Raw genomic sequence first — 15320 nt, forward strand, 5'->3', positions numbered from 1 at the left:
ACAAAACCAACGTACCAGGCTTATTCCTGTGGAGTTATATATGAGCGATAAAATTATTCACCTGACTGACGACAGTTTTGACACGGACGTACTTAAGGCTGACGGGCTGATCCTCGTCGATTTCTGGGCTGAATGGTGTGGTCCTTGCAAAATGATCGCCCCGATTCTGGATGAGATCGCTGACGAATATCAGGGCAAACTGACGGTTGCCAAGCTGAACATCGACCAGAACCCGGGCACCGCACCGAAATACGGTATCCGTGGCATCCCGACCCTTCTGCTGTTCAAAAACGGCGAAGTGGCGGCGACCAAAGTGGGCGCGCTGTCCAAAGGTCAGCTGAAAGAGTTCCTGGACGCTAACCTGGCGTAAGGTTTCTCCGCTGTGCGTCCAGAGCCCCCGGCTAAATGATGTGGAACTCTGGACGCCCGGCTGAAGTCGTGCTAAGTTAGCTATGACTTCGTTTTAAACATATCTATTGTTTGAATCTTGTTTTACCCGATACTTCCCTTTGTTGACATGAACAATGCGTGAAGTGGCTAAATTCCGGGCTTGTCACTCAATCCGTCTTGTCGTTTCAGTTCTGCGTTTTTTCCCTGTGACCAGACAGCGAACAGACATGAGGTGATGGCCGCTAAACAGGCATGGATGACCCTGCCATACCATTCACAACATTAAGTTCGAGAATCACTCCGAGTTTAAGAACCCACACCATTATGAATCTTACCGAATTAAAGAATACGCCGGTTTCTGAGCTGATCACTCTCGGCGAAAATATGGGACTGGAAAACCAGGCTCGTATGCGCAAGCAGGACATCATTTTCGCCATCCTGAAGCAGCACGCTAAGAGTGGCGAAGATATCTTTGGCGACGGTGTGCTGGAGATATTGCAAGACGGATTTGGTTTCCTCCGCTCTGCAGACAGCTCCTACCTCGCCGGCCCTGACGACATCTACGTATCCCCCAGCCAAATCCGCCGTTTCAACCTCCGCACTGGTGACACCATTTCAGGTAAGATTCGTCCTCCTAAAGAGGGTGAACGCTACTTTGCGCTGTTGAAAGTCAATGAAGTTAACTTCGATAAACCAGAAAACTCGCGTAACAAGATCCTCTTTGAGAACTTAACGCCTCTGCACGCGAACTCTCGCCTGCGCATGGAGCGTGGTAACGGTTCTACCGAAGACTTAACCGCGCGCGTCCTGGATCTGGCATCGCCAATCGGTCGCGGCCAGCGTGGTCTGATTGTGGCCCCGCCAAAAGCGGGTAAAACCATGCTGCTGCAGAACATCGCGCAGAGCATTGCCTACAACCACCCAGACTGCGTGCTGATGGTGCTGCTGATTGACGAACGTCCGGAAGAAGTGACCGAGATGCAGCGTCTGGTTAAAGGTGAAGTGGTTGCTTCTACCTTCGACGAGCCAGCATCTCGCCACGTTCAGGTTGCGGAAATGGTTATCGAGAAGGCGAAACGCCTGGTTGAGCACAAGAAAGACGTGATCATCCTGCTTGACTCCATCACCCGTCTGGCGCGTGCCTACAACACCGTGGTGCCAGCTTCCGGTAAAGTGTTGACCGGTGGTGTGGACGCTAACGCCCTGCACCGTCCAAAACGCTTCTTCGGTGCGGCACGTAACGTGGAAGAGGGCGGCAGCCTGACCATCATCGCAACGGCGCTGATCGATACCGGCTCCAAAATGGACGAGGTTATCTACGAAGAGTTTAAAGGTACAGGTAACATGGAACTGCACCTCTCTCGTAAGATCGCTGAAAAACGCGTCTTCCCGGCTATCGATTACAACCGTTCCGGTACGCGTAAGGAAGAACTGCTCACCACGCAGGAAGAGCTGCAGAAAATGTGGATCCTGCGCAAAATCATCCATCCAATGGGTGAAATTGACGCGATGGAGTTCCTCATTAACAAACTGGCGATGACCAAAACCAACGACGATTTCTTCGACATGATGAAGCGCTCGTAATGTAAATAAAGCCAGCGAACGCCACGTTTTTACGTGGCGTTTTTCTTTTATGGACTATACGCTATTATCGCCTACTCCCAATTTTGACCGGTCAGTGCGACAATAAGATAATTCGCACAGTAAAAACATTAATAGCTTGAATAATAAACAAATGGAATTGTAAGAGGTTTGCTTTATAACTTCAGGCGCGGCCCCTTGATGGTTATACTTCCTTGACTAACATTTGTTGAGAACATCCATTGTGAACCTACTTGATACGTTTACTGAACTAACCAGTATTTTCTTGTTTACCACCTGCTTTTTGTTTCTGGCACGTAAGGTTGCAAAATATCTGGGCTTAGTGGATAAACCCAACTTCCGTAAACGTCATCAAGGCATGATCCCTCTGGTCGGTGGCATCTCTGTTTTTGCGGGGATCTGCTTCACTTTTGCTATTGCAGATTACTATATTCCGCATGCCAGGCTTTATCTCATATGCTCAACAGTTCTTGTTGTGATTGGTGCGCTGGACGATAGATACGACATCAGCGTCAAAATCCGTGCTTTCGTTCAGGCAGCTGTCGCTATTGCAATGATGGTGTTTGCTAAGTTGCACCTGAGTAGCCTGGGCTATATTTTCGGGGCCTGGGAGATGGAACTCGGCCCATTCGGCTATTTCCTGACACTTTTTGCCGTGTGGGTGGCGATTAACGCGTTCAACATGGTTGACGGTATTGATGGTTTGCTTGGTGGCCTGTCCTGCGTCTCATTTGCCGCCATTGGTTTCATTTTATGGTTCGATGGGCAATATAGCCTTGCTATGTGGTGTTTCGCCATGATTGCTGCCATTCTGCCTTATATCCTGTTAAATCTCGGCGCATTGGGCCGACGCTATAAAGTCTTCATGGGCGATGCGGGTAGCACGCTTATCGGCTTTACTGTCATTTGGATCTTGCTGGAAACCACTCAGGGCGATGTGCATCCCATCAGCCCGGTAACGGCGCTATGGATTATTGCCATCCCCTTAATGGATATGGTTGCGATTATGTATCGCCGCCTGCGTAAAGGAATGAGTCCATTCTCTGCTGACCGTCAGCACATTCATCATTTGATCATGCGAGCCGGATTCACTTCCCGGCAGGCATTTGTGCTTATTACGCTGGCGGCTGCTATTCTAGCGGGGATTGGCGTGACGGCGGAATATACGCACTTTGTGCCTGAGTGGGCCATGTTGGTATTGTTCTTGCTAGCATTTTCTCTCTACGGCTACTGCATTAAGCGCGCATGGAAGGTGGCGCGATTCATTAAACGTATTAAGCGCAGGATGCGACGTAACAGTAGCAAAAACACAACATTAACTAAGTAAAACCGGGACTATGATGACTCAACCGTTGGCGGGAGCGAAATCAGTGGTAACAGAGAATGAGCTGGACATTCGGGGTTTGTTTCGCGTGTTATGGGCAGGCAAACTTTGGATTGTGGGGATCGCGCTGGGGTTTGCACTGTTAGCGCTAGCCTACACGTTCTTTGCAAAACAGGAGTGGAGCGCCACGGCAATCACGGACAGACCCACGGTTAACATGCTCGGGGGGTACTACTCCCAGCAGCAGTTCCTGCGAAACCTGGATATTAAAGCCAGCCTTGCCACCCCGGACCAGGCTTCCGTAATGGATGAGGCCTACAAAGAGTTTGTGATGCAGCTGGCCTCATGGGATACGCGCCGCGATTTCTGGTCCCAGACGGATTACTACAAGCAGCGTCGGGTTGATAACACCAAAGCCGATGCCGCGCTGCTGGACGATCTGATTAACAATATTCAGTTCATGCCGGGCGACGTGCTGCGTAACGTCAACGACAGCGTCAAGCTGATTGCCGAAACCGCGCCGGATGCAAACAACCTGTTGCGCCAGTACGTCGCGTTTGCCAGCCAGCGTGCCGCAAGCCATCTGAATGAAGAGCTTAAAGGCGCCTGGGCAGCCCGCACTATCCAGATGAAGGCGCAGGTCAAACGTCAGGAAGAGGTGGCAAACGCCATTTTTGCGCGCCGCGTGCATAACATTCAGCAGGCGCTGAAAATTGCGGAACAGCACAACATTTCCCGCACTGAGACGGATGTTCCGGCTGATGAATTGCCTGATTCTGAAATGTTCCTTCTTGGTCGTCCTATGCTGCAGGCGCGTCTGGAAAACCTCCAGGCCGTTGGGCCTGATTTTGACCTCGATTACGACCAAAATCGCGCGATGCTCAATACGCTTAATGTCGGCCCATCGCTGGATCCGCGTTTTCAGACCTATCGTTATTTGAGAACGCCTGAAGAACCTGTAAAACGCGACAGTCCGCGCCGCGCATTCCTGATGATCATGTGGGGTATTGTGGGTGCACTCGTTGGTGCTGGCGTGGCGTTAACGCGTCGTCGTACAAACTAAGAACGCCGTTTACGATGAAGGCTGCGGCCTTCATCGCCTAATCGAAGAGAATCGATGTGAAAGTACTTACCGTATTTGGCACCAGGCCGGAGGCCATTAAGATGGCGCCTCTGGTTCATGCGCTGGCCAGCGATCCTGATATTGAAGCGAAGGTCTGCGTCACGGCCCAGCACCGTGAGATGCTCGATCAGGTCCTAACCCTCTTTTCCATCGTCCCGGATTACGACCTTAATATTATGAAGCCGGGACAGGGATTGACGGAAATAACCTGCCGCATTCTGCAGGATCTCAAGCCGATCCTGGAGTCATTCAAGCCCGACGTCGTGCTGGTGCACGGGGATACCACGACGACGATGGCAACAAGCCTGGCCGCGTTTTACCAGCGTATTCCCGTCGGCCATGTTGAAGCGGGTCTGCGCACCGGCAATCTTTATTCTCCGTGGCCGGAAGAGGCCAACCGTACGCTTACCGGGCATCTGGCGATGTACCATTTTGCGCCAACCGAGAACTCTCGCCAGAACCTGCTGCGTGAAAATGTCGCCGATAACAACATCTTTGTTACCGGCAATACGGTCATTGACGCGTTGATTTGGGTACGCGATCGCGTGCTGGCAAACAGCGATCTGCAGAAAGAACTCGCTGCCCGCTATCCTTTCCTGAATAACGGCAAAAAAACCATTCTGGTCACTGGCCACCGTCGCGAAAGCTTTGGTCGGGGCTTTGAGCAAATCTGTCACGCGCTGGCTGAAATCGCCGCGCAGAACGACGATGTGCAAATTGTCTATCCGGTACACCTTAACCCTAACGTCAGCGAGCCGGTCAACCGCATCCTGGGCCACGTCGAAAACGTCCTGCTGATTGAACCGCAGGACTACATGCCGTTTGTCTGGCTGATGAACCACGCCTGGCTGATCCTCACCGATTCCGGTGGGATTCAGGAAGAAGCGCCCTCTCTTGGCAAGCCGGTGCTGGTGATGCGTGAAACCACTGAACGTCCGGAAGCGGTTAAAGCCGGGACAGTGCGTCTTGTCGGCACCAACGCACAGCTCATCGTCGAAGAGGTCACGCGGCTGCTACACGACGATGAAGCGTATCAGGCGATGAGCCGGGCCCACAATCCCTACGGAGATGGGCAGGCTTGTGGCCGTATTTTGCAAGCACTTAAACACAATCGGGTATCGCTATGAGTTTTACTACCATCTCTGTCATTGGTCTTGGCTACATTGGCCTGCCTACTGCGGCGGCATTCGCCTCCCGTCAAAAGCAGGTTGTTGGTGTGGATATCAACGCACGTGCGGTAGAAACCATTAATCGTGGCGAAATTCATATTGTGGAGCCCGATCTTGACCGCGTGGTGAAAGAGGCGGTTGATGGCGGCTTCCTGCGCGCCAGCACGACGCCAGTGGAAGCGGATGCCTACCTGATTGCCGTTCCAACGCCCTTTAAAGGCGACCACGAGCCCGATATGGTCTACGTCGAGGCGGCGGCAAAATCTATTGCCCCCGTGCTGAAGAAAGGGGCGCTGGTAATTCTGGAGTCGACTTCTCCCGTCGGCGCTACCGAGCAGATGGCGCAGTGGCTGGCCGATGCGCGTCCTGATTTACGCTTCCCACAGCAGGCCGGTGAGCAGGCGGATATCAACATCGCCTACTGCCCGGAGCGCGTGCTGCCGGGGCAGGTGATGGTCGAACTGATTAAAAACGACCGGGTGATAGGCGGTATGACGCCGGTCTGTTCTGAACGCGCCAGCGCGCTGTACAAGATTTTCCTGGAAGGCGAATGCGTGGTAACCAACTCCCGCACCGCCGAGATGTGCAAGCTGACGGAAAATAGCTTCCGTGACGTTAACATCGCCTTCGCAAACGAACTGTCGCTGATCTGTGCCGATCAGGGGATTAACGTCTGGGAGTTAATCCGCCTGGCGAATCGCCATCCGCGCGTCAACATTCTCCAGCCTGGCCCAGGGGTGGGCGGTCACTGTATCGCCGTCGATCCGTGGTTTATTGTGGCGCAGAACCCGGCGCAGGCGCGCCTGATTCGCACCGCGCGTGAAGTGAACGATAGCAAACCTCACTGGGTACTGAATCAGGTTAAAGCGACGGTAGCGGATTGTCTGGCAGAGAGCGGCAAGCGCGCCAGCGAGCTGAAAATTGCCTGCTTTGGTCTGGCATTTAAACCCAATATTGACGATCTGCGTGAAAGCCCGGCGATGGAAATTGCTGAGATGATTGCCGAATGGCATAAGGGCGAAACGCTGGTGGTCGAGCCAAATATTCATGAACTGCCGGCAAAACTGGCGGGGCACTGCACGCTGACGACGCTCAATGACGCGCTGGCGACGGCGGACGTGCTGGTGCTGCTGGTGGACCATAAAGAGTTTAAAGCGACGTCCGGTGATGCAGTGCGTCAGCAGTATGTGGTTGATACGAAAGGCGTCTGGCGTTGAGTGCACTCCACGGCGTGCTGGAATCCCTTGAGTGGGAAAGCGCATTTTTTGCCCGCCCCTCGGCGATAGTCCGCTGGCGCGAGAATGCGCCCGCTCTGCAGGAAGTGGACTTCAGCGCCTGGCAGCGCGTGCAGGCTAAGATCCCGGCGGACCGTGCCGACCTGCTTGACGCGCTCCAGCAACACGGTTTTCAACTGGTTGAAGGCGAGGTAGACCTTTCCATCACCCTCACCCGGCACGATGCGTCCGGCGCGGAAATTGCAACGGAACAGGACATTCCTGTGCTGCGCCAGATGGCGGCCCGGGCGTTTGCGCAGAGCCGCTTTCGCACGCCCTGGTATGCGCCTGACGATAGCGGACGTTTCTATGCCCAGTGGGTAGAGAATGCGGTCAAAGGTACCTTTGACCACGTCTGCCTGATTTTCCGTGCAGCGAACGGCCAGATCCAGGGATTTGTCTCGCTGCGCAAGCTTAACGAGCGCGAGGCGCGTATTGGCTTATTAGCCGGGCGCGGCATGGGGGAGAAACTCATGCAGGCGGCGCTGCACTGGGCGCAGCTGCAGCAGGTTAAGACGCTGCGGGTGGCGACCCAGGTGGGCAACACCGCCGCGCTTAAACGTTATATTGCGAGTGGTGCCAACATCGACGCCACCGCCTACTGGTTATACAGGTGACAAGATGATTCCATTTAACGCACCACCCGTCGTGGGAACCGAGCTCGACTATATGCAGTCTGCCATGGGCAGCGGCAAACTCTGCGGTGACGGTGGTTTTACCCGTCGCTGTCAGCAGTGGATGGAGCAGCGTTTTCGCAGTGCTAAAGTGCTGCTGACCCCGTCCTGCACGGCATCGCTGGAAATGGCGGCCCTGCTGCTGGATATCCAGCCCGGTGATGAAGTGATCATGCCGAGCTATACCTTCGTCTCTACCGCGAATGCATTTGTCCTGCGCGGAGCGAAAATCGTCTTTGTGGATATCCGCCCGGACACCATGAACATTGATGAGACGCTGATTGAAGCGGCGATCACCGACAAAACGCGTGCGATTGTGCCGGTTCACTACGCGGGCGTGGCCTGTGAAATGGACACCATCATGGCAATCGCCAAAAAGCACAACCTGTTTGTGGTAGAAGATGCCGCGCAGGGCGTGATGTCCACCTACAAGGGGCGCGCGCTGGGCACTATCGGCCACATCGGCTGCTTCAGCTTCCACGAAACGAAAAACTACACTGCCGGCGGTGAGGGCGGTGCGACGCTGATTAACGATCGTGCGCTGGTTGAGCGTGCGGAAGTGATCCGTGAAAAAGGCACCAACCGCAGCCAATTCTTCCGCGGTCAGGTTGATAAGTACACCTGGCGCGATATCGGCTCAAGCTATCTGATGGCCGACCTGCAGGCAGCGTACCTGTGGGCACAGCTGGAAGCGGCAGAGCGAATTAATCTCCAGCGCCTGTCCCTGTGGCAAACCTATTACGATGCGCTTGAGCCGCTGGCAAAAGCCGGACGCATTGAGCTGCCAACCATTCCGGCCGATTGCGTCCACAACGCCCACATGTTTTACATCAAGCTGCGCGATAACGACGATCGCAGCCAGCTCATCGCCTGGCTGAAAGAGGCCGAAATTATGGCGGTCTTTCACTATATTCCGCTGCACTCCAGCCCAGCGGGCGAAGCGTTTGGGATGTTCGCAGGTGAAGACCGTTACACCACGAAAGAAAGTGAGCGTTTGCTTCGCCTGCCACTGTTCTTCAACCTCGCGCCAGTTAACCAGCGTACGGTGATCAATACCCTTCTGAGCTATTTCGGCTGATATGTCTCTGGCAAAAGCATCGGTGTGGACCGCCGCGTCCACGCTTGTAAAAATTGGTGCCGGACTGCTGGTCGTCAAGCTGCTGGCCGTCTCATTCGGCCCCTCAGGCGTCGGGCTGGCGGGCAACTTCCGCCAGCTTGTTACCGTCCTTGGGGTGCTGGCCGGTGCCGGAATCTTCAACGGCGTAACCAAATACGTTGCTCAGTATCATGATGATGCGGCCCAGCTTCGCAGGGTAGTGGGCACCGCGTCGGCAATGGTCACGGGCTTTTCGACCCTGCTGGCGATGGTGTTTCTGCTGGCCGCGGCGCCCATTAGCCAGGGATTGTTCGGGCACACCCATTATCAGGGGCTGGTGCGTCTGGTCGCGCTGGTCCAGATGGGCATTGCCTGGGCCAACCTGCTGCTGGCGCTGATGAAAGGTTTTCGCGATGCAGCCGGGAACGCGCTTGCGCTCATCCTGGGTAGCGTCATCGGCGTGATTGCCTATTATTTCTGCTACCGCCTGGGCGGCTATGAAGGCGCACTGCTTGGGCTGGCGCTGGTCCCGGCACTGGTTGTTGTGCCTGCGGCGTTCATGCTGATGCGCCAGGGCGTTATTCCTCTGAGCTACCTGAAACCGCAATGGGACAAGGTGCTTGCCAGCCAGCTGGGTAAGTTTACCCTGATGGCGCTCATTACTTCCGTCACGCTGCCGGTGGCCTACGTGATGATGCGAAACCTGCTGGCGGCGCATTACAGCTGGGATGAGGTGGGGATCTGGCAGGGCGTAAGCAGTATTTCCGATGCTTACCTCCAGTTTATAACGGCTTCCTTTAGCGTTTATTTGCTGCCAACCTTATCGCGTCTGACGTCCAGGCAGGATATTACCCGCGAAATTTTCCGCTCCCTGCGTTTTGTATTACCCGCAGTGGCGGCGGCCAGTTTGACCGTCTGGTTATTGCGTGATGTCGCCATCTGGCTGCTGTTCTCGGCGAAGTTTACCGCCATGCGCGATCTTTTTGCCTGGCAACTGGTGGGTGATGTGCTGAAAGTGGGTGCTTACGTTTTCGGCTATCTGGTGATTGCGAAAGCCTCGCTGCGGCTGTATATCCTCGCGGAGGTTAGCCAGTTTGCATTGCTGACAGCATTTTCACACTGGCTGATACCCGCGCACGGTGCGCTGGGGGCGGCTCAGGCCTACATGGCAACCTATATCGTTTATTTCGCTGCCTGCTGCGGCGTATTTTTATTGTGGCGTAAACGCGCATGACTGCACTGATTCACATCCTGGGATCAGATATCCCACACCATAACCAGACCGTTTTGCGGTTCTTCAACGACGAGCTGGCATCGGGCAATCCTGATGCGCGCGAGTTTATGGTTGCAGGTCAGGATAATGGCCTGAGCGCGGCGTTTCCGGCGCTGACAATCACCTTCTGGCCGGATAAAGCTACCCTGGCGAAGGCGGTTATTGCCAAAGCCAAAGCGGATCGTGAGCAACGTTTCTTTTTCCACGGGCAGTTCAATACCGGCCTGTGGCTGGCTCTGCTCAGCGGGGGAATTAAACCCTCCCAGTGCAGCTGGCATATCTGGGGAGCCGATCTCTACGAAGTCTCGCGCGGCTGGAAATTCCGTCTTTTCTATCCGCTGCGTCGCATGGCGCAGGGAAGGGTGGGCCGCGTTTTTGCCACCCGTGGCGATCTGAATTATTTTGCGAAGCAGCACCCTAATGTGCGCGGTGAGCTACTCTATTTCCCAACCCGTATGGATCCGGCGCTGAACACCATGGCGAATGACGCGGTTCGCGAAGGCAAGCTGACGGTGCTGGTGGGGAATTCCGGCGACCGCAGTAACGAACATGTCGCCGCGCTCCGGGCGGTACACCAGCAGTTTGGCGATACGGTGAACGTGGTGGTGCCGATGGGTTATCCGGCCAACAACGACGCCTACATTGATGAGGTTCGCCAGCAGGGGCTTGCGTTATTCAGCGAAGAAAATCTGCACATTCTCAGCGAAAAGCTGGAGTTTGATGATTATCTTGCGCTGCTGCGAAAATGCGATCTCGGCTATTTCATCTTTGCTCGCCAGCAGGGGATTGGTACGCTGTGCCTGCTGATTCAGGCGGGTGTACCGTGCGTGCTTAATCGTGAAAACCCGTTCTGGCAGGATATGGCCGAGCAGCATATTCCGGTGTTGTTCACCTCAGACGCGCTGAATGTCGAAGTGGTACGTGAAGCACAACGCCAGCTCACGCTGGTGGATAAAAATAGCATCGACTTTTTCAGCCCGAATTACCTCACGCCGTGGCACCGCGCGCTGCGTATCGCTTCAGGAGACAACGCATGAGTCAGTTGCAGTTTAGCGGCTTACTGGTTGTCTGGCTTCTGAGCACGCTATTTATCGCCACGCTCACCTGGTTTGAGTTCCGCCGGGTGCGCTTCAACTTTAACGTATTCTTCTCGTTGCTGTTTCTGCTGACCTTCTTCTTCGGCTTCCCGCTGACCAGCATTCTGGTCTTCCGTTTTGACGTGAGCGTCGCGCCGCCGGAAATTCTTCTCCAGGCCCTGCTGGCGGCGACCTGCTTCTATGGTGTTTACTACGTCACCTATAAAACGCGTCTGCGACCAGCGCAGGCCGCTGCCCCGCGTCGGGCGCTCTTTACCATGAACCGGGTGGAGACCCATCTGACGTGGGTGATGCTCATGACGATCGCCCTGGTCAGCGTCGGCATCTTCTTCATGCATAACGGCTTCCTGCTGTTTAAGCTCCACTCCTACAGCCAGATTTTTTCGGCTGAAGTCTCAGGCGTGGCGCTTAAGCGATTCTTCTATTTCTTCATCCCGGCGATGCTGGTGATCTTCTTCCTTCGCCAGGACAGCAAGGCGTGGCTGTTCTTCCTGGTCAGTACGGTTGCGTTCGGTATCCTGACCTACATGATCGTGGGCGGTACGCGTGCCAACATTATCATCGCTTTCGCTATCTTCCTGTTCATCGGCATCATCCGCGGCTGGATCTCGCTGTGGATGCTGGTTGCGGCAGGGGTATTTGGCATTGTGGGGATGTTCTGGCTGGCGCTGAAGCGCTACGGGATGAACGTGGCGGGCGACGAGGCGTTTTACACGTTCCTCTACCTGACGCGCGACACCTTCTCGCCGTGGGAAAACCTGGCATTGTTGCTGCAAAACTACGACAAGATTGATTTCCAGGGGCTGGCGCCGATTGTGCGCGATTTCTACGTCTTTATCCCGAGCTGGCTCTGGCCGGACCGCCCTGGCGTAGTACTCAATACCGCGAACTATTTTACCTGGGAAGTGCTGAACAACCATTCGGGCCTGGCGATCTCGCCAACCTTGATTGGTTCCCTGGTGGTGATGGGGGGAGGCTGGTTTATCCTGCCGGGCGCGTTTGTCGTAGGGTTGATTATTAAGTGGTTTGACTGGCTTTACGTGCGCGGTAACGAAGAGACCAACCGCTATAAAGCGGCCATTTTGCACAGTTTCTGCTTTGGTGCCATTTTCAATATGATCGTTCTGGCGCGCGAGGGGCTGGACTCGTTCGTTTCGCGCGTGGTGTTCTTCATGGTCGTTTTTGGCATCTGCCTGTTACTGGCCAAACTGTTGTACTGGCTGTTCGACAGCGCAGGGCTTGTGCACAAGCGTGAGCCACAGGGCAGCACAACGCTGTCGCAAGTCTGAGTAGGGAAAGTAATGACTGATAAAACTTCTGCACCGCGCTATGCGCTTCGTGGTTTGCAGCTGATTGGCTGGCGCGACATGCAGCACGCGCTGGATTTTCTGTTCGCCGACGGGCAGATGAAATCCGGTACGCTGGTCGCTATCAATGCGGAAAAGATGCTGGCGGTGGAAGATAACGCCGAAGTCAAAAGCCTGATAGAAGCGGCTGAATTTAAATACGCGGACGGTATCAGCGTGGTCCGCTCTATCCGTAAAAAATATCCTGACGCTAATGTATCTCGCGTGGCGGGTGCCGATCTCTGGGAGCAGCTTATGGCCCGCGCTGGTGCGGAGGGTACGCCGGTGTTCCTGATTGGCGGTAAGCCTGAGGTGCTGGCCGAGACCGAAGAGAAACTGCGTCGTCAATGGAATGTTAATATTGTTGGTAGCCAGAATGGTTACTTCAAGCCTGAAGACCAGCAGGCTTTGTTTGCCCGCGTGCGCGACAGCGGGGCAAAAATCGTCACCGTGGCGATGGGGTCCCCGCGCCAGGAGATCCTGATGCGCGACTGCCGTCTGGTCTGCCCGGATGCGCTTTATATGGGCGTCGGCGGCACCTACGATGTCTTTACCGGCCACGTGAAGCGCGCGCCGAAGATTTGGCAAAATATGGGGCTGGAGTGGCTCTACCGCCTGCTCTCCCAACCCACCCGCATTAAACGACAGATTCGACTGCTTCGCTACCTCACCTGGCACTATACCGGTAAGATGTAATCAAAATGTAGCGCGATATGCTGTTCGCGCTGCAACTCACCTGCAAAGCTGCTGATAATTTGTGCAATGCATTCATTTTTTTAATGCATCGTTTGCCATTTGGCCGATTTTAAGAAACCATTCGCACCGTATTTAAGTACCCCTAAAAAACAATAACCGGTGTTAAGCCGGGAAACAGCAAACACAATCGAGGATCTATGGCAGAGAAACAACCGGAGCTACAGCGTGGGCTGGAAGCTCGTCATATCGAACTGATAGCGCTGGGCGGCACTATCGGCGTTGGCCTGTTTATGGGCTCCGCAAGCACCCTCAAATGGGCAGGCCCTTCCGTATTACTGGCGTATATCATCGCCGGGCTGTTTGTTTTCTTCATCATGCGCTCAATGGGCGAAATGCTCTTTCTGGAGCCGGTGACCGGTTCCTTCGCCGTTTACGCACACCGCTATATGAGCCCGTTCTTCGGCTACCTGACGGCCTGGTCATACTGGTTTATGTGGATGGCGGTGGGCATCTCTGAAATCACCGCCATAGGGGTTTACGTCCAGTTCTGGTTCCCGGACATGGTCCAGTGGATACCGGCACTCATTGCCGTGGGGCTGGTGGCGCTGGCAAACCTGGCCGCCGTGCGCCTTTACGGTGAAATCGAGTTCTGGTTTGCGATGATCAAAGTAACCACCATCATCGTGATGATTGTTATTGGCCTGGGCGTGATTTTCTATGGCTTTGGCAACGGCGGACACGCCATCGGCTTTGGCAACCTGACTGAACATGGCGGCTTCTTCGCCGGCGGCTGGAAGGGCTTCCTGACGGCGCTGTGTATTGTTGTGGCCTCGTATCAGGGCGTGGAGCTGATCGGGATTACCGCCGGGGAAGCGAAAAAACCGCAGGTTACGCTGCGTAGCGCGGTGGGCAAAGTGCTTTGGCGCATCCTGATTTTCTACGTGGGCGCAATCTTCGTTATTGTGACCATCTTCCCGTGGAACGAAATCGGCACGACGGGGAGCCCGTTCGTATTAACCTTTGCGAAGATTGGGATTACAGCAGCAGCGGGTATCATCAACTTTGTGGTCCTGACGGCAGCGCTGTCAGGCTGTAACAGCGGGATGTACAGCTGTGGCCGTATGCTCTACGCGCTCTCGAAAAATAACCAGCTGCCTGCGGCAATGAGTAAAGTCTCACGTGCTGGCGTGCCGGTAGCGGGCGTCGCGGTCTCCATTGTCATCCTGCTGATTGGCTCCTGCCTGAATTACATCATCCCTAATCCGCAGCGCGTGTTTGTTTACGTCTACAGCGCCAGCGTGCTGCCGGGCATGGTGCCGTGGTTTGTTATCCTCATCAGCCAGCTGCGTTTTCGCCATGCGCATAAAAAAGCGATCGCCAGCCATCCGTTCCGCTCGATCCTTTTCCCGTATGCGAACTATTTGACGATGGCGTTCCTGATTTGCGTATTAATTGGAATGTACTTTAATGAAGATACCCGCATGTCGCTGTTTGTCGGACTGATCTTCCTGGCGGCAGTGACGGCCGCGTATAAGCTTTTTGGCCTGGGTCGCCGTGCCACTACGCAGAAAGTGGAGGAATAAGCGGCAAAATGTGCAAACCATAACCAAACGCGCATTTTTTTCAAAAAAGCACTAGACAGCGGGGACGGAGGTACGTAATATCCAGCCCCGCAACGGCGCTAAGCGCCCGTAGCTCAGCTGGATAGAGCGCTGCCCTCCGGAGGCAGAGGTCTCAGGTTCGAATCCTGTCGGGCGCGCCATTTTAGTTCCCGGCGCTAGAGCTGCGGTGGTCTGAGAAGTAGTCAGTACCGCGTGAAAGAATACAGTGGTGGCTATAGCTCAGTTGGTAGAGCCCTGGATTGTGATTCCAGTTGTCGTGGGTTCGAATCCCATTAGCCACCCCATTATTGAAAGAGTTGTGAATTGCGAAGGTGGCGGAATTGGTAGACGCGCTAGCTTCAGGTGTTAGTGTCCTTAGGATGTGGGGGTTCGAGTCCCCCCCCTCGCACCACGACTTTTTAAATGAATTGAACTAAAAATTCAAAAAAGCAGTACATCGGCGAGTAGCGCAGCTTGGTAGCGCAACTGGTTTGGGACCAGTGGGTCGGAGGTTCGAATCCTCTCTCGCCGACCAATTTTGAACCCCGCTTCGGCGGGGTTTTTTGTTTTCTGTAAGTTTTCTCCCCTGTCGTTATCTCCAGAAAGCACCCTTTATCATTGTCGCGATTCAGTGACATGCAAGTCATTGAAAATA

Annotated in this window: 13 protein-coding genes and 4 tRNA genes; all 17 read left to right on the top strand. The window is 54.6% G+C overall.

Going from position 1 to position 15320, the window contains the following annotated elements; genetic code table 11:
- Positions 1 to 40 precede the first annotated feature (40 nt).
- The 17 genes from trxA to IM314_RS18860 all read left to right on the top strand — a co-directional run bounded on the left by trxA (position 41) and on the right by IM314_RS18860 (position 15200).
- Positions 41 to 370: a thioredoxin TrxA gene (gene trxA, locus IM314_RS18780; RefSeq protein WP_006179218.1), complete on the top strand. Its 330-nt coding sequence runs from the start codon at positions 41 to 43 to the stop codon at positions 368 to 370.
- A gap of 344 nt (positions 371 to 714) precedes the next feature.
- Positions 715 to 1974 carry a transcription termination factor Rho gene (rho, locus tag IM314_RS18785; protein ID WP_008501566.1) on the top strand — a complete coding sequence of 420 codons (1260 nt, stop codon included), beginning with the start codon at positions 715 to 717 and terminating at the stop codon, positions 1972 to 1974.
- Positions 1975 to 2215: 241 nt separating this feature from the next.
- Positions 2216 to 3319, top strand: a complete 1104-nt coding sequence (gene wecA, locus IM314_RS18790; protein ID WP_028014814.1) for a UDP-N-acetylglucosamine--undecaprenyl-phosphate N-acetylglucosaminephosphotransferase — start codon at positions 2216 to 2218, stop codon at positions 3317 to 3319.
- A gap of 13 nt (positions 3320 to 3332) precedes the next feature.
- Complete coding sequence (gene wzzE, locus IM314_RS18795; protein ID WP_047362658.1) at positions 3333 to 4379, top strand: ECA polysaccharide chain length modulation protein; 1047 nt, start codon at positions 3333 to 3335, stop codon at positions 4377 to 4379.
- Positions 4380 to 4435: 56 nt separating this feature from the next.
- On the top strand, positions 4436 to 5566 hold the full coding sequence (gene wecB, locus IM314_RS18800) for a non-hydrolyzing UDP-N-acetylglucosamine 2-epimerase (RefSeq protein WP_028014812.1): 1131 nt from the start codon (positions 4436 to 4438) through the stop codon (positions 5564 to 5566).
- Positions 5563 to 6825: a UDP-N-acetyl-D-mannosamine dehydrogenase gene (gene wecC / locus IM314_RS18805; RefSeq protein WP_048959807.1), complete on the top strand. Its 1263-nt coding sequence runs from the start codon at positions 5563 to 5565 to the stop codon at positions 6823 to 6825. The genes wecB and wecC overlap by 4 nt, the downstream gene beginning before the upstream one ends.
- Entirely contained in the window at positions 6822 to 7499 is a 678-nt protein-coding gene (gene rffC / locus IM314_RS18810; RefSeq protein ID WP_193359248.1) for a dTDP-4-amino-4,6-dideoxy-D-galactose acyltransferase, read from the top strand. Before wecC ends, rffC begins: the two co-directional genes overlap by 4 nt.
- Before the next feature lie 4 nt (positions 7500 to 7503).
- Entirely contained in the window at positions 7504 to 8634 is a 1131-nt protein-coding gene (gene rffA, locus IM314_RS18815) for a dTDP-4-amino-4,6-dideoxygalactose transaminase (protein ID WP_041911819.1), read from the top strand.
- 1 nt (position 8635) lies between these two features.
- Positions 8636 to 9886, top strand: a complete 1251-nt coding sequence (gene wzxE / locus IM314_RS18820; RefSeq protein WP_193358001.1) for a lipid III flippase WzxE — start codon at positions 8636 to 8638, stop codon at positions 9884 to 9886.
- A complete protein-coding gene (locus IM314_RS18825) occupies positions 9883 to 10962 on the top strand; it encodes a TDP-N-acetylfucosamine:lipid II N-acetylfucosaminyltransferase (RefSeq protein ID WP_041911821.1) in 1080 nt (359 codons plus the stop codon). Before wzxE ends, IM314_RS18825 begins: the two co-directional genes overlap by 4 nt.
- Positions 10959 to 12311 (top strand): ECA oligosaccharide polymerase, encoded by a 1353-nt coding sequence (wzyE, locus tag IM314_RS18830; protein WP_028014806.1) that lies wholly within the window; start codon positions 10959 to 10961, stop codon positions 12309 to 12311. Before IM314_RS18825 ends, wzyE begins: the two co-directional genes overlap by 4 nt.
- A gap of 12 nt (positions 12312 to 12323) precedes the next feature.
- Positions 12324 to 13064 carry a lipopolysaccharide N-acetylmannosaminouronosyltransferase gene (gene wecG / locus IM314_RS18835; protein ID WP_045631338.1) on the top strand — a complete coding sequence of 247 codons (741 nt, stop codon included), beginning with the start codon at positions 12324 to 12326 and terminating at the stop codon, positions 13062 to 13064.
- A gap of 197 nt (positions 13065 to 13261) precedes the next feature.
- Complete coding sequence (locus tag IM314_RS18840; RefSeq protein WP_193359249.1) at positions 13262 to 14647, top strand: amino acid permease; 1386 nt, start codon at positions 13262 to 13264, stop codon at positions 14645 to 14647.
- Positions 14648 to 14749: 102 nt separating this feature from the next.
- A tRNA-Arg gene (locus IM314_RS18845) sits at positions 14750 to 14826 on the top strand.
- A gap of 68 nt (positions 14827 to 14894) precedes the next feature.
- Positions 14895 to 14970, top strand: a tRNA-His gene (locus tag IM314_RS18850).
- Between the two features lie 21 nt (positions 14971 to 14991).
- A tRNA-Leu gene (locus tag IM314_RS18855) sits at positions 14992 to 15077 on the top strand.
- A gap of 46 nt (positions 15078 to 15123) precedes the next feature.
- A tRNA-Pro gene (locus tag IM314_RS18860) sits at positions 15124 to 15200 on the top strand.
- Positions 15201 to 15320: the final 120 nt, after the last annotated feature.

Origin of the sequence: Enterobacter cloacae complex sp. P42RS (assembly GCF_014930595.1) — a bacterium.
Classification (GTDB): Bacteria; Pseudomonadota; Gammaproteobacteria; order Enterobacterales; family Enterobacteriaceae; genus Enterobacter; species Enterobacter bugandensis.